We start from the raw sequence: 24,093 nt of genomic DNA, 5'->3' as shown, positions 1-24,093 counted from the left end.
AATCATTTATCTACATGGAAACGTTTTTCTATGTTCATACGTCTTATATCTGTGTACATTATGAGTTGCCATTGGGAATAATTATGATTTACAAAAACGTTAGCAAAAAAATTGCAAAATTGCTGATATTTACATTATCGTTTTCTTTTATGATTTGTGCAGCTTCAGCAGCTTCGAGTGGTTACTATAGTGATGACTATTATCGCTTTAGCAATGGTGATATTTCGCATGTAAGCGAACTAGAAAATAATTCTTACATTGGTTCTCCTTGGGATTCCTCCAATGCAGTTTTAGACACAGATGGAAATTATTTTCAGGTGAACCCAGATGATTCTGTTACATTCAAAAATATGAGACTTTTTACAGGTTATGCTGGGGGTACAATATCCCTTGAAAATGCCACAATATATATTGATAATCCAGATTCATCCCAAGACATGGGTTTTTTATCAGGAACATGGAAAGTATCTAATTCTAATATTTCTTCTATTACAAACTATGTAGATTTCATTTCAAATTTTGATTATTATGATTTACATGATGTTTCTTTCAAAAAACTGAAAAGGTATTCAATTAATATGTTTAATAACAAACCATATTATGGTGACATCTACAATATCTCTATATCTGACTCTAAGAGTGGTTTGATTGTCTATAACAAACTTGATGGTTCAATCTCTCAAATTCAGATTAATAATATGACTCAGCAGTCATTCGAAAGCTACAATGGGACTGGTGTAGAGATTTCTAATGTGAGGATAGTTGATGGAGGGGATTACCTTAATCCAAGCACTGATGGTGTGGCATTTTTATTGAAAGGTGGAAGAAACAATTATGCTCATGATATTTATATCAATGGTTCTGGTTGGAGTAGTTTTGATTTAACTCAAGATGAACACGATACTGTAGTTGAAAATGTTTATGTTGAAAATTCAGGCCATAATGGTGTTGATTTTCATGGACAGTGGAATATAAGCATAACAAATGTGACTGTTGTTGGATCAGATGCCGAGAATTTTTTAATAACAGGTAGAGAAGACTTGTATACAGGAAAGTATAGTGATATTGATTACTCAGTTGGAAATGGGCCAAGTGTCACTCACTCTATATATATAAAGGATTATAGTTCTTATGATTCGCCAGGGGCTGCTCTGGTTGCTCATCGCACTATCAATCTTACTGTTGATAATTTGAACTCGCCAGTAGGCGGTGGCGGTATACAGGCATACAATTCTTTAGGTGTAACTATCATTAACTCTACAGTCGATCATAGCCCTGCTTTCAGTTTTGGAGCAGGTGGAACGTATGGTTCACTCAAAGATCTATATGTAATTGACAGTAAATTTTCATCATACGGAATCCTTTACGTAACTGAAAATGCTCATTTTATTAATACACAAGTACCAAATATTTATTTCTCTACTGGTCTAGAGGCTGAATACAACATGGATTACTATGCTGATGTTAAATTACTTGATTCCAATAACAATATTGTAAGTAATGCTGAAGCTAAATTCTCAGGTGCTGACAGTAGATTATCATCTTTGAATGGAAATGGACACACTACTCAATTATTTTATACTGAAGAAGACGGTCACACCTCATTACCAAATGTTAATAGGGAAAATTCTCCTGTCTTATCCGAATACTACAAAAACTATCCATTTGATGAACATCTTACTGGATCTTATGAAGTTGCATTGAATGCAAATGATGGGAAAAGTTCTGTAACTCTCACAGACATCACACCAGACTCAACCTGGTATCGTGAGAATCCAAACATTCCAACATATACAATCACTGCAATCATTCCTGATGAGAGTAGCACAGAACCACAGATTACTGGATTTGCACCAAGCTCTGACAATCCATTTACAGCAGGTGAATCCAAGAAGTTCCAGGTATGGGCTGATGAGGAACTGACAACCATGAAATGGTATGTAAACGGAAACCTTGTTTCATCAGGTTCAATGGACTATACATGGAAAGTAGAATCTGGTTCAACTACAATTATGTTCTCCGGATTTAATTCAAACGGAGCTGTAGTGCAGACATGGGAAATAACTGAAGGCGAGATTGTTGAAGAAGCACCAGTTTCCTCTGGAACAGGTCTTTCATTCACACCATCAGCAAGTTCACTGACAGCAACAACAGGTGAATCCACAACATTCTCTGTAGAAACAACTCAGGAATTCACAAGTGCAGTCTGGTCTGTTGACGGTACAGAGGTCGAGACCGGTACAACAGGACATGTAGAAGCATGGACAACAGCAGGCACACATACAGTAACCTTTGACGGAACTGCAGCAGCAGGAACTATCTCAAGGTCATGGACAGTAGTCGTGTCTGCAGCAGCAGAATCTGAATACTCATCCATCTCAATATCCCCATCAACTACAACAGTAGCTCCGGGAGAATCATTCAGTCTGGATGTGTATATTGATCCAACCCAGGCTCTTACAGGCTCACAATTTGACCTGCAGTACAGCCAGCTTGCAAGCATCTCTACAGTAGATGAGGGTGACCTGTTCACAGCAAGCGGACTTGCAACAACCTTCCAGTATGACAGTATCAGCAATGCAGAAGGACTTCTGGATAATGTCTATGCAGCCATAGTAGGTAGCGGAACCATCACTTCATCAGGTGTCATGGCAACCATCGAAATGGTAGCAGGTAGCAGTTCAGGTGTACTTGACCTTGGACTTTCCGATGTTATACTTAGTGATGCAAACTCCAATCCTGCAGGATACACAGTATCTAATGCAACAGTTCTGATTGACACAGCTCCACAGTTCACATCTGTCTCTGCACAGACAGTAGAAGAAAAGCAGAGCCTGAGTTTCACAGTAACTGCAAACGATGCAGATGGTGATGACCTTAGCTACTCATCCACATCACTCCCATCCGGTGCAACATTCAACGACGGAAGTTTCAGCTGGACACCATCACAGGGAGATGCAGGTTCATATGTAGCAACATTTGAGGTTACAGACGGATATCTTACAGATACAGTAAGCGTGAGCATAACTGTGACACCACTGAACAACTTACCTGAGATTACTCTCTTTGAACCAGCAGATGGTTCTACATTTGAAGAAGGTTCAATCATTGGTGTGAATGTAGCTGCAACCGATGCAGATGGAGATTCATTGAGTTACATCATTGAAATAGACAGTGTGAAGGTCAGTACAGCTACCAGTTACACATGGACAACAGACTACGAATCCGCAGGAACACATACCATTAAGGTAACAGTAAGCGACGGTACTGATGAAGTCAGTTCATCAGGTACAATAACCATCACAGACGTTCAGCCAAGATGGGATGTAAATGAGGATGGAACTGTCAATGTACTTGACATTACTCTTGTTGGTCAGAACTACGGTCAGACCTACACAGAAAACCTGCCTCGCTGGGATGTAAACCAGGATGGCACTGTAAACATTCAGGACCTTTCAATAGTCTCCGGTCACTTCGGTGAAACAATTTAAGCAAAATTAATTAACTGCCCCTTTTGGGGCACACTTCTTTTTTATTAGTCTTATTCTCTTTTCAGATTACTGCTTGCCAATTTTCTTTTGTTCAATTGCTGTTGTGCAGAATACAAAAATTTGCTCTGTAAAATTCCTATTGATATAAGTAACATAACTTTGCTGTTTTCTATTTTCACAAAAACAATCTTAAATATAATAACAAAGTAGCTATCCGCCGAAGGCGGCACATTGCGATGTCTATGCACAGAAGATTGTTCTAAAAATTATGCCGTTTATGCTGATAATTCCATAGGGGGTCTTTCGATGAAAACATTCTATGATATTCTGCAGGATATTTGTTTTGCTTTATGACAAAACACTGGCTTCACCAGTTCATTCCTCCGTCTCCATCGCTCTACAGAAAATCATTACATTCAGTTCAGTCTGGCAAAAATAGGAATGGATGAATGGTAACGAAAAAATAAGCAAGAATGGAATGTGCACATAGAATGTACAACAAATCGGTAAAAATCTGTTGAGCTTCAATTGCAGCTACTCAGATTCTTCCCGGCAGGAATATTCCAATTGCACAGAATATCATTGTCAAAGCATACATTGCCCATGTAGCTTGCCTTTCAGTCACTCTGCGGTAATAAGGCAAAACCCATTTTAATGTGAGTGCATTTGGTACTTCAAGAGTTCCATCTTCTCTTTCCTTTCCAAATTTAGCCACCGGGAACTTCATAGCTCTCCAGTAGACATACATAAGGAAGTTAATTGTATGCGGGATAAGCATAACAAATCCACTGATGATAAAACCCTGGACCACTATGATAGTTCCAATAGCAGCGCCTATGGTGAGTGAACCCACATTTCCCCAGAATATCTTTGAAGGGTACCTGTCGTACATATAATAACCAAGTGTTGCTCCGGTGACACTTACAACGGCAAAGATGCTGTCCACATCCCCTATAAATACAGACTTTATTATCAGGGAAATAAGCACTATAACGGACAATCCGGAAGCAAGGCCGTTGAATCCCGAGTGCATGTTCACAAGGTTTGAAGCTACAAGGACGTATGTGGGTACAATGAACTGCAGGTAAAGAATTCCCAGTTCAATGTTACCGGCACTTGGGAGTGTGAAGGCTGTATGAGTGGCATACTGGATAAGCGGATATGAACAATAATACATAAGAAGCAGTTTTGTTACCCTGCCAATATCTACCATGTCGTCAAGTATTCCGAAAAGACCAAACATGGCAATAACAATAAGAATTACATAATTTGTTGACGAGAACTTGAAGAACAGTGTGTTTAAAGAGAAACATACCATGGCCACAAGGATGATGGCTATGCCTCCTCTCTCGGGTATCATTGTTACTTCTCTTTTGTAATAATCCCTGGCAATGATGCCTTTGTCTGTAAGTTTTCTTATAAAATAAGGCATTGATACATACGTAGCCAGGAACGGCACTATAAAAGTACTACCAAGAACCAGGGCTAACAGTGTAGAAGGTGAATCCAGATCCAGCATTGTTCAAATCCTCTGAATTATTTAATATTTAATTTATTTTTATGTCCCGCAGCCAACATCATCCGTAGAATTGAAATCTGGCTCTTTATTATCTTTTTTAGTTATTCATTTATTATATATGTATTTACTGCATATGTATTCTATGCAGCCTGTGTCCGGGACGCATTCCAGTTATATAATGTATTTTTCTGCCATAGGTTTTGATTTATATAATAATGTTTTCCTTTATCCGGCATATTGTTTTTTCATAATGATGATGAGTATGATTTATTGCATCGAACATAATTTTATATAGTAGTATCATCTTTGTTTAATTGACAATTGGGTTATTGTCGTAATGTTAGTTACTTCTCTTGCATACATTACATGCTAGTATGCTTTGAGATTGCTATATAGGTGGTACAATGAAATTAATAGAGAAGAAATGCGCAATGTGTGGCAGTCCTATCTATGTTTACGAGGATTATGCTCGTGAGGAGATGTTTTGTACTCTTCACTGCATGGAACGTGCAACATTTGGAACTGTCCCAAGGGGCTTAGAGCAAATACAGACAGTGTACTAAGTCCGATTTTATCTTTTTTTGATTAAGGTTTTATTGTTGTTGTAATTATTCGCTATTGTTGTTATCTACAATTGTTAGCTATTTTAATATGTATTCTCGAGTTATTGTGGCTGGGGTAATATTATATAGAAAGTTCACAGTTTTACGGACATGAAGAAGGTTCTTATTACTGGCGGCATCGGTCAGGTAGGCAGTTATCTTGTTGACAACATGCATGACAACTATGAAGTTACAGTTCTGGATAACCTGTCTTCCGGTAAGGAGCCAGTTCTGCCTTCAAATGTTAGTTTCGTAAAGGAAGATATAAGATCTCCTGAAGCCAGGGAACTTGCTTCTCATAATGATATTATAATTCATACGGCAGCCCAGATAAGTGTTGCCCGTTCCATGTCTGAGCCTTTATTTGATGCAGATAATAACGTATTTGGTACCCTAAATCTTCTTGAAGGTGCCAGGTCCGGTAATATTGAGCGTTTTGTCTACATAAGTTCCGCTGCTGTTTATGGAAATCCGGAATATGTTCCAATTGATGAAAAACATCCTCAAACTCCTATGTCTCCATACGGTGCAAGCAAGCTCTGCGGAGAAAAATATTGCAGCATGTATCATCATGCATATGGTCTTCCAACAGTCAGCATAAGACCCTTCAATATATACAGTCCCAGACAGGATCCTTCAAATCCTTATTCAGGTGTAATTTCTAAATTCATAGGCCGGTTAAAGGAAGGTCTTCCTCCTGTTATTTTCGGTGACGGCTCAAACACCAGAGATTTTGTCTCTGCACATGACGTAGTTGATATGATAACAATGCTTGCAGGCGGTGCCGGTAAAGATGGTGAGGTCTACAATGTGGGGACAGGTACAGTCACCCGTATAGACGAGCTTGCACAGATAGTCCTGGATATATTTGACAGTTCTATGGACATGGAATTCAAAGACCCTATGCCAGGTGACATAAAACACAGTTCATCGTGCATTGAAAAGGCTAAAGCTATCGGTTTTGAACCAAAGGTTGATCTCTACAGGGGACTTGAAGAGATTGTTGGAAAATGACCGGATACTTATTTCAACTTAGTAAGACAATTATAGAATAGAACAACATGCAGAATCTTCTAAAAAACAAATATATTGCATTTATTGCCCTCTATTTTCTTCAATTGATACAGTTAATCCTTAAAATGGTTTCATGGCTGCAACACTTTGATTACATGAAGCACAAAAAGGAGATCCTGATATCTCTGACTATCCTTTACGCAGGATTTATATTTTATTTATCCGCACAGGCTAACCTGAGCATTCCTGCCTCGGTTTTCAAAATACCCATAATGTATGAACTTGCAGATATTGCAAAAAATATGGGTTTTGGTTTTCTGGTAGATATTGCAGATTATGCCCATGGGCACATTGATAAAGTAGCCCATATGTTCCTGTATTTCGGCCTGGGTGTTCTCCTGCACCTGACATTCAAAAACTCTGATAATGTTGTCCTCAGGAAATATGCTGCTCTTTTTGCAGTCATACTTGGTGTAATCTATGGTATAACCGATGAATTTCACCAGTCCTTTGTACCGGGTCGCTCCTCCAGCGTGCATGATCTTCTGGCCGATGGTATAGGTGTGACCATAGCACAGGTGCTTTTTGTAGTACTTATACTGATGAACCTGCGCAGGAAAAAAGATGATAACCGGGAAACAGATCCCGGTGAAAAATAAATACTGTTCAGGGGGATTACTGGTTAATAGGATGGCTGTTTTTGTCACCACGACCTATGCCCTTGTACACAAATCCTGCATTGATGAATGTGTCAGGATCAATAACATTCCTGCCGTCAATGATAACAGTGTTTTCTTTACCTGTGAGTTTCTTAATGTCCTCAGGTTTCAGGCTGAAATACTCTTTGTGACCTGTGAAGATAACAACTGCATCCGCTCCTTTCATAGTCTCATTTGAGTCTTTTAGCAACTCTACATCAGGGTAGTTGAGAACATGCGGGTCATGCACCTTAAGTTCCGCACCAGCTTCAAGAACCATGTCCCTGTAAGGTTCTGATGGCGGGTTGCGTGCATCGTCTGAGTCATTAATAAATGCCCATCCAAGCATGGCTATCTTTGCTCCCTTTATGTCCATATTTATTCTCTTAAGTGCGGCAACAGTCAGGTTGTACATGTGTGCAGGCATGAAGTCATTGACCCTGCGTGCAAGCACATAAATTGATTCTGCATCCTGCGGGTAATCAAGGGCTTCGGTTCCAAGTTTCACCCCACGTTCAAGGTGATATGTATCTTTTGTAAGACAGTGTCCGCCAACACCGGCGCCTGGCCAGAGTATTGCTCTTGTAATGCCTTCTCCTTTCAAACTGTCAATGCCGGCTCTTACGTCATAGACATTTATTCCCATGGCTTCGCAGTAAAGTGCAAGCTGGTTTGCTGCTGCAATTTGCAGGTCCCTGAATGTGTTCTCTGCAGTCTTTGTAACCTCTGCTGCCGTTGCACTCATTGGTATGACCTTGCCCTTTGTGAGCACAGGCGAATAAAGTTCAACTGCCCTGTCAGTGCTTGCTTTGTCAATACCGCCAACAATCCTGTCATGTTCCTGAATATTACGAAGTAATCTTCCAACCATTACTCTTTCAGGAGCATGTGCAAGTGCAAAGTCCTCTCCCGCCTTAAGACCAGATTCTTCTTCAAGAATTTCCCTGGCCATTCCGTCGGTGGTTCCAGGAGTGATTGTTGATTCAAGGACAACGAGTATTCCTGGTTTTAGATATTTGCCCACATTTCGGATACCTTCCTTAAGAGCTCCAAAGTCAGGTTCCAGTGCCTTAGGGTCTGCAAAAGGTGTCTGAATTGCCAGTGTTACAGCATCAAGTTCTGATATTCTGGAAAAGTCAGGGGTACATTCAAATTTACCAGCATCTGTGACCTTTTTCAGGAGATCTTCAAGTCCTGGCTCCTCTCCTTTTAGTGGACTTTCGCCATTGTTTAACATCTCTATCTTGTAACCTGATGAAGGTGAATCTCTCTGGAATCCAAGTACATGGTCAAATTTATCTGAATCCGCGAAAAGAGCTGCTGCGGGGATACCTACATAACCCATTCCTATTACGCCTATCTTTTTTATAGGTCCTTTCTCTTTCAAAATATTCTCGAGTTTCTGGCTCATGATAATCATTCCTTTATATCTATCATTTTTGCTTCTTTGTATGAACTGATGGCCGCAAGACTGACTTTAAGAGCATGTTTTCCATCTGTTCCTGAAGGATTTGGCTGCTTGCCCGTATTAATACAATCAATGAAATATTCAAGTTCATTCCTGAGTGGTTCTTTCTGTTCTATCTTAGCTTTCCTGATCCAGCCACTGTCATGAAGTTCCACAGTCTGATCCATATAATCAAGATATGCAACACCACCAACACCCACGGCTGTAAGCTTTCTAACCTTGTGCGGTGTGAGCCAGTTTACTTCAACAAGCCCTGAAAATTCATGGTCCAGTCTCATATGGATAGTGGCATGGTCCTCAAAGGAGTGAATATCAGCTCCGGCCACTGCGTAGACCTGATTGACATTGGTGCCATAAAGATAAGATATCACATCTATATCATGCACACCTATGTCAAGAATGACACCAACATCCCTTATCCTGGGATTGTAAGGTCCGACTCTTGTGGTGGATATTGAAACAATCTTTCCAAGCAGTCCGGAATCTATAATCTCTTTGAGTTTAATGACAGCAGGATTAAACCTTTCAATATGTCCTACCATAACAAGGAGTCCTTTCTTCTCAGCGGCTTCAATTATGGCATCAGCATTCTCCACGGAATCTGCAATAGGTTTTTCTACAAGCACATGTGCACCTGCTTCAATTGCATCAATGGCAACCTGGCGGTGCATCTTGGTAGGTACGACTATGCTTACCGCATCAACTCCTGAAGCCAGCATTTCTTTGTAATCCGTGAAAGCCTTAGTATTATATTGCTGTGCAAGACTGTCAACAAGATCCTTATCGATATCAGAAATTCCTGCAAGTTCCACACCAGGCATCTCACTGTAGATGCGTATGTGGTTTTTACCCATGGCACCGGCACCGATGACACCTACTCTTAACATTTTTCATCACTCCACAGCTTTATTGCATTAGTTATTGTGTTTATATCATTCTCTGTCACAGCAGGATGGACCGGCAGTGAGAGTACTTCCCTTGAGGCTTTTTCCGTAACCAGCAGATTATCCTTGTATCCAAGTTCTTTGTAATATGGCTGTTTGTGGATAGGTATCGGATAGTATATTCCCGATCCAATTCCTTTCTCTTTGAGATAATCAGATAGCTGGTCTCTGTTTCTTGTTCGTATTGTATATTGGTGGAATACGTGCTGACAACCGTTCCTGACTGCAGGACATTCTATTCCCTCAATTCCCTGTAGCTTATCTGTAAGCAGTTTTGCGTTTCTCTGTCTTGCTTTTATATATGAAGGAAGTCTTTTCAGCTGGACCATTCCGATAGCCGCTGATATGTCAGTCATTCTCAGGTTGTATCCCAGCATTTCGTGAAGATAACGCTGTCTGGAGCCATGTGCACGTATCATGCGAGCCCTGTCAGCAATTTCCTTACTGTTTGTGGTGATTATTCCACCTTCACTTGTGGTCATGTTCTTGGTAGGATAGAAACTGAATGCTCCTGTACCAAAGGAACCAACTTTTTTCCCGTTATATATTGCTCCATGTGCCTGGCACGCGTCTTCGATAAGTATCAGGTCATTATCCTCTGCAATATCTCTCATTGCTTCCATGTCTGCAGGGTGTCCGTAAAGGTGCACCGGCATAATGGCCTTTGTTGACGCTGTTATTTTCTCTTCTATAAGCTGGGGTGCAAGATTGAATGTATCGGCTCTTATGTCAGCAAAAACAGGTTTTGCACCTGTAAAAAGTATAGAATTAGCTGTAGCTATGAAACTGAAAGAGCTTGTAATGACTTCGTCGCCCTTGCCGATGCCATGTGCAAGAAGGGCGGCATGCAAGGCGGCTGTTCCTGAGTTTACTGCCACTGCATATTCTGTTCCGGTGTAGTCGGCAAATTCCTGCTCAAACTCTGCAACCCGGGGTCCCTCGGCAATAATTCCGGAACGCAGCACGTTAGTAACAGCTTCAATTTCAGCCTCTTCCAGCTGTGGTTTTGCAATAGGTATCATGTTCATCACAAATTTCGGTAGTAATTGTAATTAATAATATATTATTCAATAATAAATTAGTTGCATCAAATAGTTTGTATTTATTTAGATTTATATATTGTTTAAAGATTCAAGTTTTTGTGGCAGATCCACTATTTTTGCCGGACATCCTATGGCAAGTTTCCATGCAGGTACATCTTTTGTAACCAATGCTCCGGCAGCTACCATGGCTCCTTCTCCGATTTCCACACCGGGAACCAGTGTGGCATTAGCACCAATAGAAGCACCTTTCCTGATAACAGGTCCTTGCGGGTGATATTCTCCTCTGATGGGGTACTTATCGTTGGCAAGCACAGCACAGGGCCCGATAAAGACTTTATCTTCAATGGTAACATGTGTGGGAATGTACACATTTCCCTGAATGCTGACATTGTTTCCTATTGTAACAGTTCCATCAATTATCACATTTGTTCCAATGAGAACATTGTTTCCTATTGTTGTGTTCTCTCTTATCATGGCATTATGGCCTGTCCTGAAATTATTCCCTGCTATTACATTGCTGAATACAGTTGTCCCTGCCCTGATGAAGGCATTGTCACCTATCACAGCACCTGGTTGTTCATAGTCTTCAATATCTATGCCAGATTTTGTGATTTCCATAAGTGTGCTGTGTTGCGGGTAACCCAATATTACATTTTCAAGGACGACTGATTCTTTCCCTACGCTGCTGGCACCATAAAGTTTAGCAGATTTGTGAACATATGTGTTGTTTTGCATATTCCCCTCAATGATATTGTTTCAAATCTATTTTATTCCAGTCTGTATTGTTTATTATCAATAGAAATACAATAATTTAGTAGTATTATAAGAAAAGCATAATATTTAATTCAATAGATGGTATTCTGCAATTTAAAAATATTAATATCATCTATTATGGATGATTTGTTTATTCACTGTACTGTTCATTAAAAAAAGTTGAGAGATAATCGATCTCTTTCTTCATACCGTCGAGTAGCTCAACAATATTAATTTCTGAGTTACTGTTTGCTGATTTTTCGATGTCTTCAGCTATTGATGCAAGGATGTTAAAACCTGTGTTAAGTGCTGTTCCCTTTGTTTTATGGGCAATAGTACTTACTTCCTCCATATCATTATTAAAGTGCGCAGTACACATTTGTTCATAGTTTTGAACAAATGATTTCACTGCCATTGCTATCAATTTATTGTATAATTCCTTGCTTCCTTCTGTGTTGCTTTGCAGCCAATCAGAATTGAAGTGAGCAGTATTGAGGTTGTTATTATCTCTTTCTTTGTTCCAGTTACTTTCAGTATGTTCTGTGTCACTTTCCTTAAACAGCCACTTTTCACAAACCTGGCGTATTGTTTCAGAAACAATTGGTTTTGGAGCATAGTCATCAAGTCCGGCTTCAAGGCATTTTTCTTCCTCTCCTCTAAATGTTCCGGCTGTTAGCGCTATTATTGGGGTGTGAATGCCTTTTGTTGTTTCAATATTTCTTATCATGGTTGTGGCATCATATCCGCTAATTTCAGGCATTTGTATGTCCATCAGGATCAGGTCCGGTTGCTCATCTCTGAATAACTCCACTGCTTTACTTCCATTAGTTGCTTTCAATATGTCTGCATCTGGCAGAATTCTGGAAATAATGGTGGAAGTAAGAAGCATGTTTGTTTCATTGTCTTCTGCAATGAGTATCTTATACTTCACGTCATGTTTATTTTCAGCTTGTTTCAATTTGTGGTAAATTTCATTTCCAGTATCCTTTTCACCTGACAGCAAATGTACGATACTTTCAATAATTTCTGCTTTTTTTACAGGTTTTGTAATGGTATGGGTTAACTTTTCAGTTGTTTTTCCATTTAATGATTTATCATTTTCCATTTCTTCAACATCATTTATATCTGTTGAATCCTGCATAATTATGGCTGGAATGTTGTGGTAAAAACATGTGATATCAGCACGTATATCCTGTAGCAATTCATTTCCTGTCATAACAGGCATGTGATTATCTAAAATTATTAATTTGATGTCATCCGATTTATCCTTAAAAATATCCAATGCTTCTTTTGCGGAGTAAGCTATTTCTGTGACAACACCTTCATCTTTCAGGATAGATCTGATATTGTGGCAATTTTTAACATTATCATCAACAATGAGTACTTTTCTATATTCAGGAGACTTGTTTTTGTCTGATTTCCCTGTATATTCGTAAGGCATCAATACTGAAAAACTGAAGATACTTCCATTTCCTTCTTCACTGCTAAGTTCAAGTCTGGAACCCATTTTCTCAAGGAGCCGGTTTGAAATACTAAGACCAAGGCCAGTTCCTCCGTATTTTCTGGAAATAGAATTGTCAGCTTGCGAAAAAGCTTCAAATACTTCTTTTTGCCTGTCTGCTGGAATTCCTATACCGGTATCAGTAACAGTGAATCTGATGTCAGCTTTACAATCAGGATGGATCTTGTCTATATGGACCTCCATTTCGACTTCACCGGTGATTGTGAATTTGATGGCATTTCCCAGAAGATTCACAAGCACCTGTCTTAGTCTTATGCGGTCGGCAACGATAAAATCAGGAATCTCTGATGAGATGTTAAGTAAAAGTTCAATTCCCTTTGCATGTGCGGTATACTTCAGCATATCTGCTATCTGTTCACATAACTCTCTAAGGTCGAACTTTTCATTTTCAAGTTCAAGTTTACCGGCTTCTATCTTAGAGATATCAAGCACATCATTTATCAGATCGAGAAGTGAGTTGGCAGATGCCTGTATTGTCTGCATATGATGGAGTTGCGAAGGACTTAGCTGGGACTCAATAAGTAAATCGGAAAATCCTATAATTCCATTTAATGGTGTGCGGATTTCATGACTGATATTGGCAAGGAAATCTGATTTAGCCTGGCTTGCAGCCTTTGCTTTTTCTTCTGCTTTTTTGTTTTCATCTATGCTGATGTGTGTTCCGTAAACATGCAGGGCTTTTCCATCTTTATCATAGCTTGCAACTCTTCCATGAGCACGTACCCATACCCAGTATCCTTTTTTATGCAGCATTCTGTATTCTGCCATATAATGATCGTTTTTCCCGGAAGCTGTGTTTGTGAATTTACTGATGACATCTTCGGAATCATCCAGATGGATGAGCTGTTGCCACATTGTAAGGTTATAATTGGAAAAATCAGTGATTTCGTATCCTGTTATTTTTTTCCAGCTTTCAAGTCCCTGTAGTTCTATGTTTCCTGTCAGCAGATCTACATCCCATATTCCGGCACAAGTGGCATCAAGAGCAATATCAAGTAATTGAGTTCTATTTTTTAATTCATCTTGCGAACGTTTTCTGTCTGTTATGTCTCTGCATACACAGAACAAAAGTTCCCGGTCACCACAAACTGCACTGCTGGAGCTTATCTCTACATCTATTATAGTACCATCTTTTTTCTGGTGCTGGGTTTCAATATACCTGTCATATTTTCGTGTAGATTTCAATGTCCATGGCAGTTGTTCGATGTCTATGTTTTTGTCCCAGTCCCATGCATGCATATTCTTAATTTCATCAAGGGAATACCCAAGCATGTCTGTATAACGCTGGTTTGCTTCATAAACTCCTCCGAGCATGTCAAGGACCACTATGCCATCCATGGAGTCTTTTATTAGTTCATGTTTCCATACTTCTCTTTCAGCGATCTTTTTCTCTGCTTCCTTTTGCTCGGTTATGTCCTGAAGTGTCCCTGCTACAATGTTTTTTTCTGCCTGGTATTCTGCAATTGAAGACATATGACGTATTTCACCATCATATGGCCTTTTCATGTCGAATTCAACATAATATGGTTTGTTGTGCTCTATGAGGTCTTTTAATGCTCTGTCAAGTTCTGGTCTGAATTGAGGGAGAACAAGGGACTGGACTTGACGAATAGTTATACTGTTGTCCTTTAAGCCATATAATCTGAAAGCTTCTTTTGAAGCATGAACTATTCCTGTGTTCATATCAAATTCCCAGCTTCCTGTTTTTCCTATTCTCTGTGCATCACTAAGCCTTTTTTTCTGAATTTGCAGCTCTTCTCTCTCAGCCCTCTTTTCAAGTGCACTGACTATTATTCCTGCAAGGACTTTCAGTAGTGTTATTTGCTCGTCAGACCATTTTTGTTCACGGATGGAATTAAAACCTAAAAAACCGATAATTCCTGAACTTTCAGCAAGTGGTATGTGAAGTGTGGATCTTATGGAATATTCCTTCCACTTATTCTTTTCAGCTTCAGCTTCCGGTGGCAGTTTCTCTGTATCAGGCACGTATATGTGATCGTGTTCTCCGAGTTTATTTTCAAACCATGGATAATCACTAAGTTTCATGTCAATGAAGCTGTCTGCTTGTGGCTCGATTCCATCGCTGCAGCATTCATAGCATTTTTTCAGTGATTTTTTGTCATCAGAATACAGAAATACAAATGCTCTTTCCACTTCAAAGAGTTCCCTGCATTTATCCAATGCCTCATCTATGGTTTTATCCAGTTTATCATCAGAAACGCTCAGGAAGCTGGAACTTATCTTTGACATCATTTTCTGGTATCTGAACTGGAACTGAAGTTTTTCTTCTGTCTTTTTCCTTTCCAGCATCAAGCCGACCTGCCGAGAGAAAACTTCAATTAGCTCTTCATTGAGAAGTTCTTCTTTAGCATGATAGATTAGTACAAAATATCCCAGGTTAAAATCATTTCTGACAATATTGGCAATAATTGTCTGGCCTGTATTGAACGTTTTTTCAAGTAATAATATTGGAGTTTCCGGGAACAATCCTTTTGTAAGTTCATGTATTGATGAGAAACGAGTGATAATACTGTTCTGTATTTTATTTTCCAGGCCTGTTTGCTTGTCCCATACTTTTCCCACAAGTTCCAGATTCAGTATATGACTCGCTTTTTTGATGTGGTCGTTGCTTGCATGGATGCTTTTTGTAACATAAGCATTGATGTTCTCATCAAAAAGAATAAAAGCAGCGTATCTGGCACCAGAAATATTTTTCATCATTTCGGTTATACGATCATAATCCGGTTCATCTGCAGAGCTCTGGAAAAGTTCTTCTGAATAAGCAACCAGCTTTTTCAGCTTAAGATTCTCTTCATAATTTTTAGTCATGATTCCTGCCGTTATGCAAGCTTGTGGACATACAATAAAATCAATGAATGTGGCCTAAGAAAGCGCATTTTTGTATTACAGCATCTCAGTTTTTCAGGTATTTATATATTTTCTACTTGAAAAGGTTTGGTATGGTGTCGAAAATGAATACAGCTTTTGTTTCTTCTTACTGTATTTATTGGGTGACTGTATATGTATTAATTTTCTGATTTTTATTTCAGGAACTGTTTATACAGTACATTTAATGTTTCTCCTCTTCTGCAATTAATCTTTTTCTTTTTTGTATATTATATATGATCGAATTGTTTGGTTCGCAATGACAGCTACTAATATTAGTAGACCCAGCAATTCCGACAGGAACACAAAACTCATTGCAGGAGTGTAGGCATTTTTAAATATGCTGAGGAAGTAGTCAAGTATGCCTGCTGATTGGTATCCATCAGGAAAATGCCAGCCAAACAGGGGCCAGAATAGTGTTTGTGGAGTTGTCCACATCCTGTCTTCCATCAGGTGCATGAAGGAGGCAAAAGGTATTATTAGCAGGTAAGGGTTATTTTTCTTTTTGTAAAAGTAGTATGCTGTTGCCAGGACTAGGAAAAAGAAGAGTAATGTGTGACCATATATCCTGCCGTTTGCAAGTGAATCTGCAAGCAGGACTTCTCCAAGTGGTTTATCCAGAATGTCAGGAAGCATGGCACCGAATACAATTAAAGGAATGTTCAGGTTAAACCGGGGAAAATCAGGAATAACAGGGAACTTTTTGATTAGGATGAATAATCCAAGGGTAATTCCAATATGGCCAAAGATGAACATATTAACTGATATGGTTTGGTTTAAGTATTGTCTTTTATGGTTGGGTGATATTTTGTGTGAGGTAATGTTTTCATATATATGGACACCAGATTTATATAATTATAATTAGTATACTAATCCATGCCATATCCAGCATTTCATCTGTCATTTTTCATTTTCTGTGTATCACTTGTGGGGATATTTGCAATAGCAGGAAGTGGTTTCAGAAGAGAAATGACTCTTAAGGATGCAAAACACCTGGGTCTGCTGTTTTTTGTGGGCAGCGTAGGTTCGGTGTTCCCGGATGTACCTGCTGTGTGGAATTATTTTTTAAATGGTACTCTTCAGCACACAAGGATAGGTTCTGTTCCAACTCACTCATTGCTGTTCGGTATTGTAGCATTTATACTTGCGTTTCTGCTGGGGTATATTTTCTATAGAAATGTGTCCAAGGCTTCATCCATTGGTATTTTTGCAGAAGCTGCTTTCCTGTCACATCTTCTGCTGGATGATATCGCAGATGGTGGACTAACTTACCTGTATCCGGTATATAATGAACCACTTAGTATTTTTTCCGTCATGAATGTGAAACTATCAGGTGTGGACTTCTTCTACTATAATTTCGCATGCTTTGTTTCGGTGTTCTTCATATTCTGTGTGATGTTCATGGCTCTGCTGGCGTTAAAGGATCTTGGATTCGGGTTCAGGTATGAGCCTGTGGAATGAAGTTGTGAGTGTTTTGTTTTGCGTAATCATTTCTATTTTGATGCAAAGTGACTGGTTTTTTATGGTTTTTGGATTGTGCCGCCTTTGGCGGGAAAGCCGTGTTCATAGAACTTCATTAAGTAGTCTTCATATAATTTCCATCTTAAATAGAGGTATTTTGTTTAAAACACCTATTATAATTGGAGATTTATTGCATAAAATCTCCATTTATAATGGAAATATATATATGCTTTTTTGTTGAATACTATCTATGGACACGAAGCAGATAAAGGAACTCATAGTAGAGCAAAAACAGGAGTTTGAAAGAGAAACGCCGGTAATAACACGTCAGAAGATAGAAAAGATAGATAGTTTTTCTGAAATTCCTCATATTGTGCTTATTACTGGCCTGAGAAGGGCTGGAAAAAGTACTCTTCTAAAGGAGATAAAAATACATTATTATCCAGACGAAAGCATATATTACATGAATTTTGAGGATGAAAGGCTGCTTGATTTTAATGTTAGCGACTTCAATATCCTTTACGAGTCATTTCTGGAAGTATCGAAGGAGAGCCGGATATTCTTCTTTGATGAGATACAGAACATACCCAACTGGGAAGCATTTGTGAGGCGAATGTATGACCGTGGTTTCAAGTTCTACATAACCGGGTCTAATTCTTCATTGATGAGTAGAGAGCTTGGGACTAAACTTACAGGAAGACATGTGAAACTTGAGCTTTATCCATTCTCATTCAAGGAACTGATAGCATCTCTGGATATTGAGACAGGGAAGGAATTCTATCTTACCGAGGAAAGAGCAAGGATAAAAAAAGAGTTCAGTCAGTACCTTGAAATTGGTGGTATTCCTGAATACTATATTTACAGGAACAAGGACATAATAAGGACTCTTTATGATAACATTTTGTATAAGGATATTATCGTAAGGTACGGGATAAAAGATGAAGCTGCAATTAAGTCGCTTGCATATTATATCATAACCAATCCCGGAACTGAGATAAGCTATAATCGACTGAAGAATTTTCTGAATATAGGCAGTCAGACTACGGTAAAGAACTATATAGATTATCTGGAGAATTCTTATCTGATATTCACCATAAATGCTTTTGATTACTCTCTTAAAAAGCAGATGTATTCAAAGAAAAAGGTCTACGTAATAGATACAGGTCTTATGAACATTCTTGCATTCAAATTTTCAAGGGATGCAGGCAAAATGCTTGAGAACATAGTGTTCCTTGAACTGAAAAACAGAGAGCATGAAGTTTATTACCATGCGGGTAAGAACGAATGTGATTTCATAATAATGGAGAGTGGAAGTATCACAAAGGCAATACAAGTGACTCAGAGAATTCATGGGTCAAATGAGGGGAGGGAGCTCGGTGGTCTTATAGAAGCCATGGACAGATACAAACTTCAGGAAGGGCTTATACTTACGGAAGACGCTGAAGATGTGTTCGATAAAGATGGTCGGAAAATAATTGTGATGCCTGTCTGGAAATGGCTGCTTGAGTAGGTGAACTGATATTTTATAGTTGTATTGGAACAAGGTGTCTTTGACGGAGGTTTTTGTTAATATGGTGAATACTTACCGATATAAGTATTAGATTATAGCTTAAACTTACTGAAGATAGAAAGGTAAAGCATGCAATACAGGTCTGCTGGGATATGGCTGATGAGAATGCAAGAAAGAGGGAGATCGATGCTCTCTTAACAGCTATGGATACATTTGATCTGCAAGAGGGTCTTATACTCGCCGATGAGGCTGAAGATGAAATAAAGATTGGTGACTGGAAAATAATTGTGAAACCTTTCTGGGTATGGTTGCTTGAGTAGTTGTTTGAGATTAAAACTAAAGCCTAATGTTTTACTGGCAAGTCATCATGTATTTCAGTTATATTTTGATTTACATTCAGCTGATATCTTTCTTTTTCAGTGGCATCGGACCGTGCCGCCTTTGGCGGGGCGATTGCATTGCTTTTGTGATTTACCCAGGTTTATAGGTTCAGAAAATGTTGGATAAAAATACGATGAAGCTCATAGGACACACTGATCAGTAACAAATTAATATAGCAGAAACACCGATGAGTAATATATGCAGTATACAATAGTTCTTGAGATTGCAGAGGAAGGAGGTTACACTGCGCGTTGTCTGGAACTTCCGGCAGCGATAAGTGAAGGCGATACTAAAAAAGAAGCACTGGAAAACATCAAAGAAGCCATTGAGCTTGTGCTTGAAGTTACAAAGGAGCAGGCTGGGGTTCTTGGTGAAATAACTAAGGTTGATGTTGCAAGTGCCTGAATTACCAGTAACTTCAGGAAAGAAAGCTATTAAAGCCCTGACAAAAATGGGCTTTGTAGTTGTCAGGCAAAAAGGAAGCCACGTCTTTTTGCAGCGTGGACCGGATACTGTAACTATACCGTTGCACAATCCTCTTAAAAAGGGAACTCTCAACAGCGTTCTCAAACAGGGTAATGTTTCTTTGGAAGAGTTTCTGTATTATTTGAAATAATGTAGTATTTCAACAGTCTCGCGTATTCATTGTTAGTTACTGTTACCACATTTTTTTGTTTATCAGTGGCATCGTACTGTATCGCCTTTGGTCTATGGTTGCCTTAGTTCTGTAATATCTTTTCCATCTTTTTGGCATCTACCAGTGGCAACCTGGTCATACAGTTACCTCTATCTGTGAAACGCCCACAAACTCAGGGATAGAGACTTTTTCTTCGGGATCCATTTCTTCAAGACAGAGTTCGATTACTTCTTTTAACCTGACATTCAGTTCATCAAGTGTGTCAGCCTGGGTATGAGCTCCTGGAATTCCCGGTACGATAGCAACATAGCAGCCGGTTTCAGGATCCTTTTCTATATATGCAGTATATTTAGTCATCATCTAATTAACCTGTTCTCTATCTGCTTCTTTACTATATATTAACTATGCTGGAATACAATATGGTCGCTCAGTAAATATAGAACGATTGTTTGATATTTTGATTCCATTCTGATAATCTTTCTTATTTAAGTAGTATCGAAATCTGCCGCCTTCGGCGTATGGTCATTCTAGTTTTGTGATCAATTATTAGTAAGTACTCATCATAGTCCATATAGCTACATCAATGCTATGCATTCGGTTTCCTGATACATTATGCACACTTTATATTCGGAAAACTATATATTAATATAAATTATATTTATATTTGCAGGTTTTGATACAGAGGGTTAAACATGAAATGCAAATTCTATGACAAATGTGAGTACGCCAGTTCCAGTGCCATGACATGTAGTGAAGATGGCGGTGGAGTTTATTGTGGCAGGTACAGAATCTTTGCTTCTGATTTATCTTCAAATTCTTCTGTATCTGTAGTTTGCCATCCTTTTGTGCATTTGCGAGATATCTTGAGTAATTAAACTTCTTGATCATATATTTCTAAAGATTATTGTTTTTCTTTTCAGTTTTTTCATATTTTTTAATTGATAAGATTTTTACCATGATTCATGATAGTGTTTTCGTAGTTTTACGAACAAATTATAAATATTTGTAACGAGTTATATTTGACTTATTTTATAAAGCAGTTGACACTAAAAATGAGAAACTTTTATATTCAATAACCTTTATTTACACTGTCAGTAGTACAAAAAACGTATGTGCATAAGAATTCCGGCTCATAATGGCGTTTTTTCATTTGCCCGGTGTGCACAGTAATAAAACGGTGGTTGGATAGGCAATGACAATAGTTGCAGTTATACCTGCATTCAATGAAGAAGTACACATACATGATGTTATTAAAAAGGCCAGGCATTATGTAGATGAGGTGATCTGATATGTCCTCCGAAATAATGGAGTCTGTTGAGCATCCGCTATCAGATGTGCAAAATAACGGACACCTTGCTAATATAGTAATTGATTCTTGCGATTCTAATGGATCTAATGAAAATATTCCTTTTACAGAAGATAACAGTAAGTTAAATACAACTTCTCTTGATCCTGCTGATGTCCAAACAAAGAAAACTGGCAAGGTCATAGCTGCCATGCCAGCTTTCAACGAAGAAAAATTCATAGCCAAAACTGTCCTTGGCTGTAAACCCTATGTTGACGAGGTGGTAGTTGTCAACGATGGCAGTAGTGATGCCACAGCCATGATAGCCACAGCTTGTGGTGCAACAGTAGTCTACCACGAAGTGAACAAAGGCTACGGTGCAGCTATAAGAACCTGCTTTGAAACTGCCAAAGACATGCAAGCCCGTGCCATGGTCATCATAGATTCCGACGGTCAGCACGACCCAGAAGAAATCAAAAAAGTCCTCGAACCTGTTTTAGCCGAAAGAGCTGATGTTTCAATAGGTTCCAGATTCCTCGAAGGCCACAAAGAGGAGAATATCCCCTTCTACCGTACAGTAGGTATGAAAGTCCTGGACATGGCCACCAATCACGGTGGAGGAATGAAATTTAGCGACACCCAGAGCGGCTTCAGGGCATATTCCAATTTAGCTGTCAATAAGATTAAGATTGCAAATTCCGGCATGTCTGCCGGATCTGAGATTTTACTTCAGGTAAAGGATCATGGTTTGAAGGTTGAAGAAGTGCCTATTACTTGCAGGTATGACATTGAAGATACTTCTACGCATAATCCTGTGGTGCATGGGGTTAAGGTGTTGGCAGGGATTATTACTGAAGTGGAGTATAATCATCCATTGGTTTATATTGGGGTGCCTGGGTTATTGTTGCTATTTGCGGCTTTTTTTAATGGATGGTATATACTAACCTCCTACAATAAAGACGGTTTTTTGCCATTTGGACCTACAATTTTAATGGTTTTATTATTTGTTTTAGGATTTTTAGCGGTATCGAGTGCTTTGAATTTACATGCAATGACTCGCTTACTAAGTTCAATTGAAAAAAAAACCTAATATTAAAGTGATGGCTAAAAACGGTGAATGTGTTATGTTTGTAACAGGATTAGTAGTTTATTTATCCATTTTTACATTATTTGTTGGGGTGTAAATAGATGATTGTATGTGTTATTTGCTTAATTAGTAACGGTGGCATGTTACATTATGCTTCTCAACTTTGTAATTCATTATCAAACAATAGTGCCGACAATGAAGTCTTTTTAATTGCACCAACAAACATTAACAGAAAATTGTTTGATTCGAATGTCCAAATAATGGCAATTCCAAATTTAGGAAGGCACGGATACAGAATTGATTTGGTTTGGAAGTATATTCAACAATTAAAACCTGATATTGTCCATCTGACAGTGATTCATCCATTCATCTTACCTATTTTGTACAGTTTAAAAACAAATTTCATGTTTGTTTCAACTATTCATGATGTAGCCTTACATTCCGATCAAGATAATTTATTTCTAAATATGACTACATCTTTCATTGCAAAAGCATCTAATTTAATTTTTGTTCATGGTGAGAAACTAAAATCAGAGCTAAGTGCAACAGGGATCCCCGAAGAAAAAATCTCAGTTGTTCCACATGGAGATTACTCTTTTTTTGGGACTATTAATCAAAAAAATATCCCAGAAGAAACAAATAACATTCTCTTTTTTGGTAGAATTCTGAAATACAAAGGAATCGATTATTTAATAGAAGCAGAACCTATTTTATCTTCCAAAATTTCAGACTTCAAAATAACAGTTGCAGGGAATGGAGACTTTTCACAATATGAAAAAAGAATTGATGATTATAAGCATTTTGAAGTAATAAATGAGTATATCCCTGACGAAAAAGTAGCAGAGTTATTTCAAAGGGCTTCAGTTGTAGTATTGCCATATATTGAAGGATCTCAAAGTGGTATTGTTCCTATCGCATACTCTTTCAAGAAACCAGTGATTGTTACTGACGTAGGATGCATATCAGATGTTGTCGTAGATGGAGTAACAGGTTTTGTTATTCCACCAAAAGACAGCGAATCTCTGGCGCTTGCAATCTTTAAAATCTTGTCTGATGATAATTTGAAGGCCGAAATGAGTGAAAATGCCTATGAATTCATGAAAGGAAAGATGTCTTGGGACGAAGTCGCAAAAAAAACAATTAGTGAATACTTAAAAATCATTAATGCTAATGCAAGGGGTAAGAATGAATATTAAATCATTTTATAAAATGTTAAAATTATCAATATATCTCTTGAGGAAGAAATATAATGATGTGAAATTGAAAAAAAAACTGATGTTGGAAAAAAATGTATTTGTTGGTCCAAATGTTACTATAGATACTGAATACCCTTGGCTTGTTTCAATTGGAAAAAACTCTTATTTAACACGCGGAGTAATAATTTTGTCTCATGATGCTAGTACTAAATTTCATTTAGACTACTCGAAAGTAGGAAAAGTAATTATTGGAGAAAATACTTTTGTTGGAGTCAATAGTGTGATTCTCCCTAATGTTTCTATTGGAGACAATGTAGTAATCGGTGCTGGTAGTGTAGTAACACATGATATTCCAGATGATTGTGTTGCTGCAGGGAACCCTGCCAAAGTAATAGGATCAACTACTTCAATGATTGCAAAACATCGTGAGAACATGAATACATTTCCAATTTATAAAGAGGTTTGGACTTTAAATACAGGCATCACAAATGAAATGAAAGATATTATGAAAGACGATTTGACAAATTCATTTGGTTATATAATTTAAACCTCGAAAAACAATTTGGCGATTTTTATGAACTTATTAGATTTATTCA

The 24,093-nt window shown here is 38.3% G+C and carries 21 protein-coding genes; 13 read left to right on the top strand and 8 right to left on the bottom strand.

The window, feature by feature from the left end:
• The first annotated feature begins 83 nt into the window (after nucleotides 1-83).
• Nucleotides 84-3,491 (top strand): Ig-like domain-containing protein, encoded by a 3,408-nt coding sequence (locus tag V7O61_RS09535; protein ID WP_407347379.1) that lies wholly within the window; start codon nucleotides 84-86, stop codon nucleotides 3,489-3,491.
• A gap of 538 nt (nucleotides 3,492-4,029) precedes the next feature.
• Here the strand turns inward: V7O61_RS09535 and V7O61_RS09530 are convergent.
• A complete protein-coding gene (locus tag V7O61_RS09530) occupies nucleotides 4,030-5,010 on the bottom strand; it encodes a glycosyltransferase 4 family protein (RefSeq protein WP_023843963.1) in 981 nt (326 codons plus the stop codon).
• A 404-nt stretch (nucleotides 5,011-5,414) separates the two neighbouring features.
• Here V7O61_RS09530 and V7O61_RS09525 point away from each other — a divergent pair, with 404 nt between their 5' ends.
• The 3 genes from V7O61_RS09525 to V7O61_RS09515 all read left to right on the top strand — a co-directional run bounded on the left by V7O61_RS09525 (nucleotide 5,415) and on the right by V7O61_RS09515 (nucleotide 7,285).
• Nucleotides 5,415-5,573 (top strand): hypothetical protein, encoded by a 159-nt coding sequence (locus V7O61_RS09525; protein WP_023843962.1) that lies wholly within the window; start codon nucleotides 5,415-5,417, stop codon nucleotides 5,571-5,573.
• Nucleotides 5,574-5,723: 150 nt separating this feature from the next.
• Complete coding sequence (locus V7O61_RS09520) at nucleotides 5,724-6,626, top strand: NAD-dependent epimerase/dehydratase family protein (protein WP_407281985.1); 903 nt, start codon at nucleotides 5,724-5,726, stop codon at nucleotides 6,624-6,626.
• Nucleotides 6,627-6,730: 104 nt separating this feature from the next.
• Nucleotides 6,731-7,285 carry a VanZ family protein gene (locus V7O61_RS09515; protein ID WP_169729087.1) on the top strand — a complete coding sequence of 185 codons (555 nt, stop codon included), beginning with the start codon at nucleotides 6,731-6,733 and terminating at the stop codon, nucleotides 7,283-7,285.
• 16 nt (nucleotides 7,286-7,301) lie between these two features.
• On the opposite strand, the gene V7O61_RS09510 is transcribed toward V7O61_RS09515, so the two are convergent.
• From V7O61_RS09510 to V7O61_RS09485, 6 genes are all read right to left on the bottom strand, one after another.
• On the bottom strand, nucleotides 7,302-8,735 hold the full coding sequence (locus V7O61_RS09510) for a nucleotide sugar dehydrogenase (protein ID WP_407281987.1): 1,434 nt from the start codon (nucleotides 8,733-8,735) through the stop codon (nucleotides 7,302-7,304).
• A gap of 5 nt (nucleotides 8,736-8,740) precedes the next feature.
• Nucleotides 8,741-9,679 (bottom strand): UDP-N-acetylglucosamine 3-dehydrogenase, encoded by a 939-nt coding sequence (locus V7O61_RS09505; protein WP_407281989.1) that lies wholly within the window; start codon nucleotides 9,677-9,679, stop codon nucleotides 8,741-8,743.
• The gene (locus V7O61_RS09500; protein WP_407281990.1) at nucleotides 9,673-10,764 is read right to left on the bottom strand and encodes a DegT/DnrJ/EryC1/StrS family aminotransferase; all 1,092 of its coding nucleotides are present in this window, start codon (nucleotides 10,762-10,764) and stop codon (nucleotides 9,673-9,675) included. Before V7O61_RS09500 ends, V7O61_RS09505 begins: the two co-directional genes overlap by 7 nt.
• Before the next feature lie 84 nt (nucleotides 10,765-10,848).
• Entirely contained in the window at nucleotides 10,849-11,514 is a 666-nt protein-coding gene (locus tag V7O61_RS09495; protein ID WP_288068694.1) for an acyltransferase, read from the bottom strand.
• Nucleotides 11,515-11,683: 169 nt separating this feature from the next.
• A complete protein-coding gene (locus V7O61_RS09490) occupies nucleotides 11,684-15,883 on the bottom strand; it encodes a PAS domain S-box protein (RefSeq protein ID WP_407281993.1) in 4,200 nt (1,399 codons plus the stop codon).
• Nucleotides 15,884-16,147: 264 nt separating this feature from the next.
• Nucleotides 16,148-16,696, bottom strand: a complete 549-nt coding sequence (locus V7O61_RS09485; protein ID WP_407281995.1) for a metal-dependent hydrolase — start codon at nucleotides 16,694-16,696, stop codon at nucleotides 16,148-16,150.
• 120 nt (nucleotides 16,697-16,816) lie between these two features.
• On the opposite strand from V7O61_RS09485, the gene V7O61_RS09480 reads away from it, so the two are divergent.
• From V7O61_RS09480 to V7O61_RS09460, 5 genes are all read left to right on the top strand, one after another.
• The gene (locus tag V7O61_RS09480; RefSeq protein ID WP_023843953.1) at nucleotides 16,817-17,401 is read left to right on the top strand and encodes a metal-dependent hydrolase; all 585 of its coding nucleotides are present in this window, start codon (nucleotides 16,817-16,819) and stop codon (nucleotides 17,399-17,401) included.
• 250 nt (nucleotides 17,402-17,651) lie between these two features.
• Complete coding sequence (locus V7O61_RS09475; protein WP_407281998.1) at nucleotides 17,652-18,911, top strand: ATP-binding protein; 1,260 nt, start codon at nucleotides 17,652-17,654, stop codon at nucleotides 18,909-18,911.
• Between the two features lie 152 nt (nucleotides 18,912-19,063).
• Entirely contained in the window at nucleotides 19,064-19,231 is a 168-nt protein-coding gene (locus V7O61_RS09470) for a hypothetical protein (protein ID WP_288068702.1), read from the top strand.
• 259 nt (nucleotides 19,232-19,490) lie between these two features.
• The gene (locus V7O61_RS09465) at nucleotides 19,491-19,697 is read left to right on the top strand and encodes a type II toxin-antitoxin system HicB family antitoxin (RefSeq protein WP_288068704.1); all 207 of its coding nucleotides are present in this window, start codon (nucleotides 19,491-19,493) and stop codon (nucleotides 19,695-19,697) included.
• Complete coding sequence (locus V7O61_RS09460) at nucleotides 19,690-19,908, top strand: type II toxin-antitoxin system HicA family toxin (RefSeq protein ID WP_407282000.1); 219 nt, start codon at nucleotides 19,690-19,692, stop codon at nucleotides 19,906-19,908. Before V7O61_RS09465 ends, V7O61_RS09460 begins: the two co-directional genes overlap by 8 nt.
• Nucleotides 19,909-20,064: 156 nt before the next feature.
• On the opposite strand, the gene V7O61_RS09455 is transcribed toward V7O61_RS09460, so the two are convergent.
• Nucleotides 20,065-20,289 (bottom strand): type II toxin-antitoxin system HicB family antitoxin, encoded by a 225-nt coding sequence (locus tag V7O61_RS09455; RefSeq protein WP_023843950.1) that lies wholly within the window; start codon nucleotides 20,287-20,289, stop codon nucleotides 20,065-20,067.
• Between the two features lie 332 nt (nucleotides 20,290-20,621).
• On the opposite strand from V7O61_RS09455, the gene V7O61_RS09450 reads away from it, so the two are divergent.
• The 4 genes from V7O61_RS09450 to V7O61_RS09435 all read left to right on the top strand — a co-directional run bounded on the left by V7O61_RS09450 (nucleotide 20,622) and on the right by V7O61_RS09435 (nucleotide 24,044).
• Nucleotides 20,622-20,804 (top strand): hypothetical protein, encoded by a 183-nt coding sequence (locus V7O61_RS09450; RefSeq protein ID WP_288068708.1) that lies wholly within the window; start codon nucleotides 20,622-20,624, stop codon nucleotides 20,802-20,804.
• Nucleotides 20,805-21,218: 414 nt separating this feature from the next.
• On the top strand, nucleotides 21,219-22,304 hold the full coding sequence (locus tag V7O61_RS09445) for a glycosyltransferase family 2 protein (protein WP_407282003.1): 1,086 nt from the start codon (nucleotides 21,219-21,221) through the stop codon (nucleotides 22,302-22,304).
• 137 nt (nucleotides 22,305-22,441) lie between these two features.
• Nucleotides 22,442-23,497 carry a glycosyltransferase family 4 protein gene (locus V7O61_RS09440; protein WP_407282005.1) on the top strand — a complete coding sequence of 352 codons (1,056 nt, stop codon included), beginning with the start codon at nucleotides 22,442-22,444 and terminating at the stop codon, nucleotides 23,495-23,497.
• The gene (locus V7O61_RS09435) at nucleotides 23,487-24,044 is read left to right on the top strand and encodes an acyltransferase (RefSeq protein ID WP_407282007.1); all 558 of its coding nucleotides are present in this window, start codon (nucleotides 23,487-23,489) and stop codon (nucleotides 24,042-24,044) included. Before V7O61_RS09440 ends, V7O61_RS09435 begins: the two co-directional genes overlap by 11 nt.
• Nucleotides 24,045-24,093 lie beyond the last annotated feature (49 nt).

It is taken from the genome of Methanolobus sp. WCC1 (genome assembly GCF_045690315.1).
Taxonomy (GTDB): domain Archaea; phylum Halobacteriota; class Methanosarcinia; order Methanosarcinales; family Methanosarcinaceae; genus Methanolobus; species Methanolobus tindarius.
This window is presented reverse-complemented; position numbering and strand designations above follow the sequence as displayed.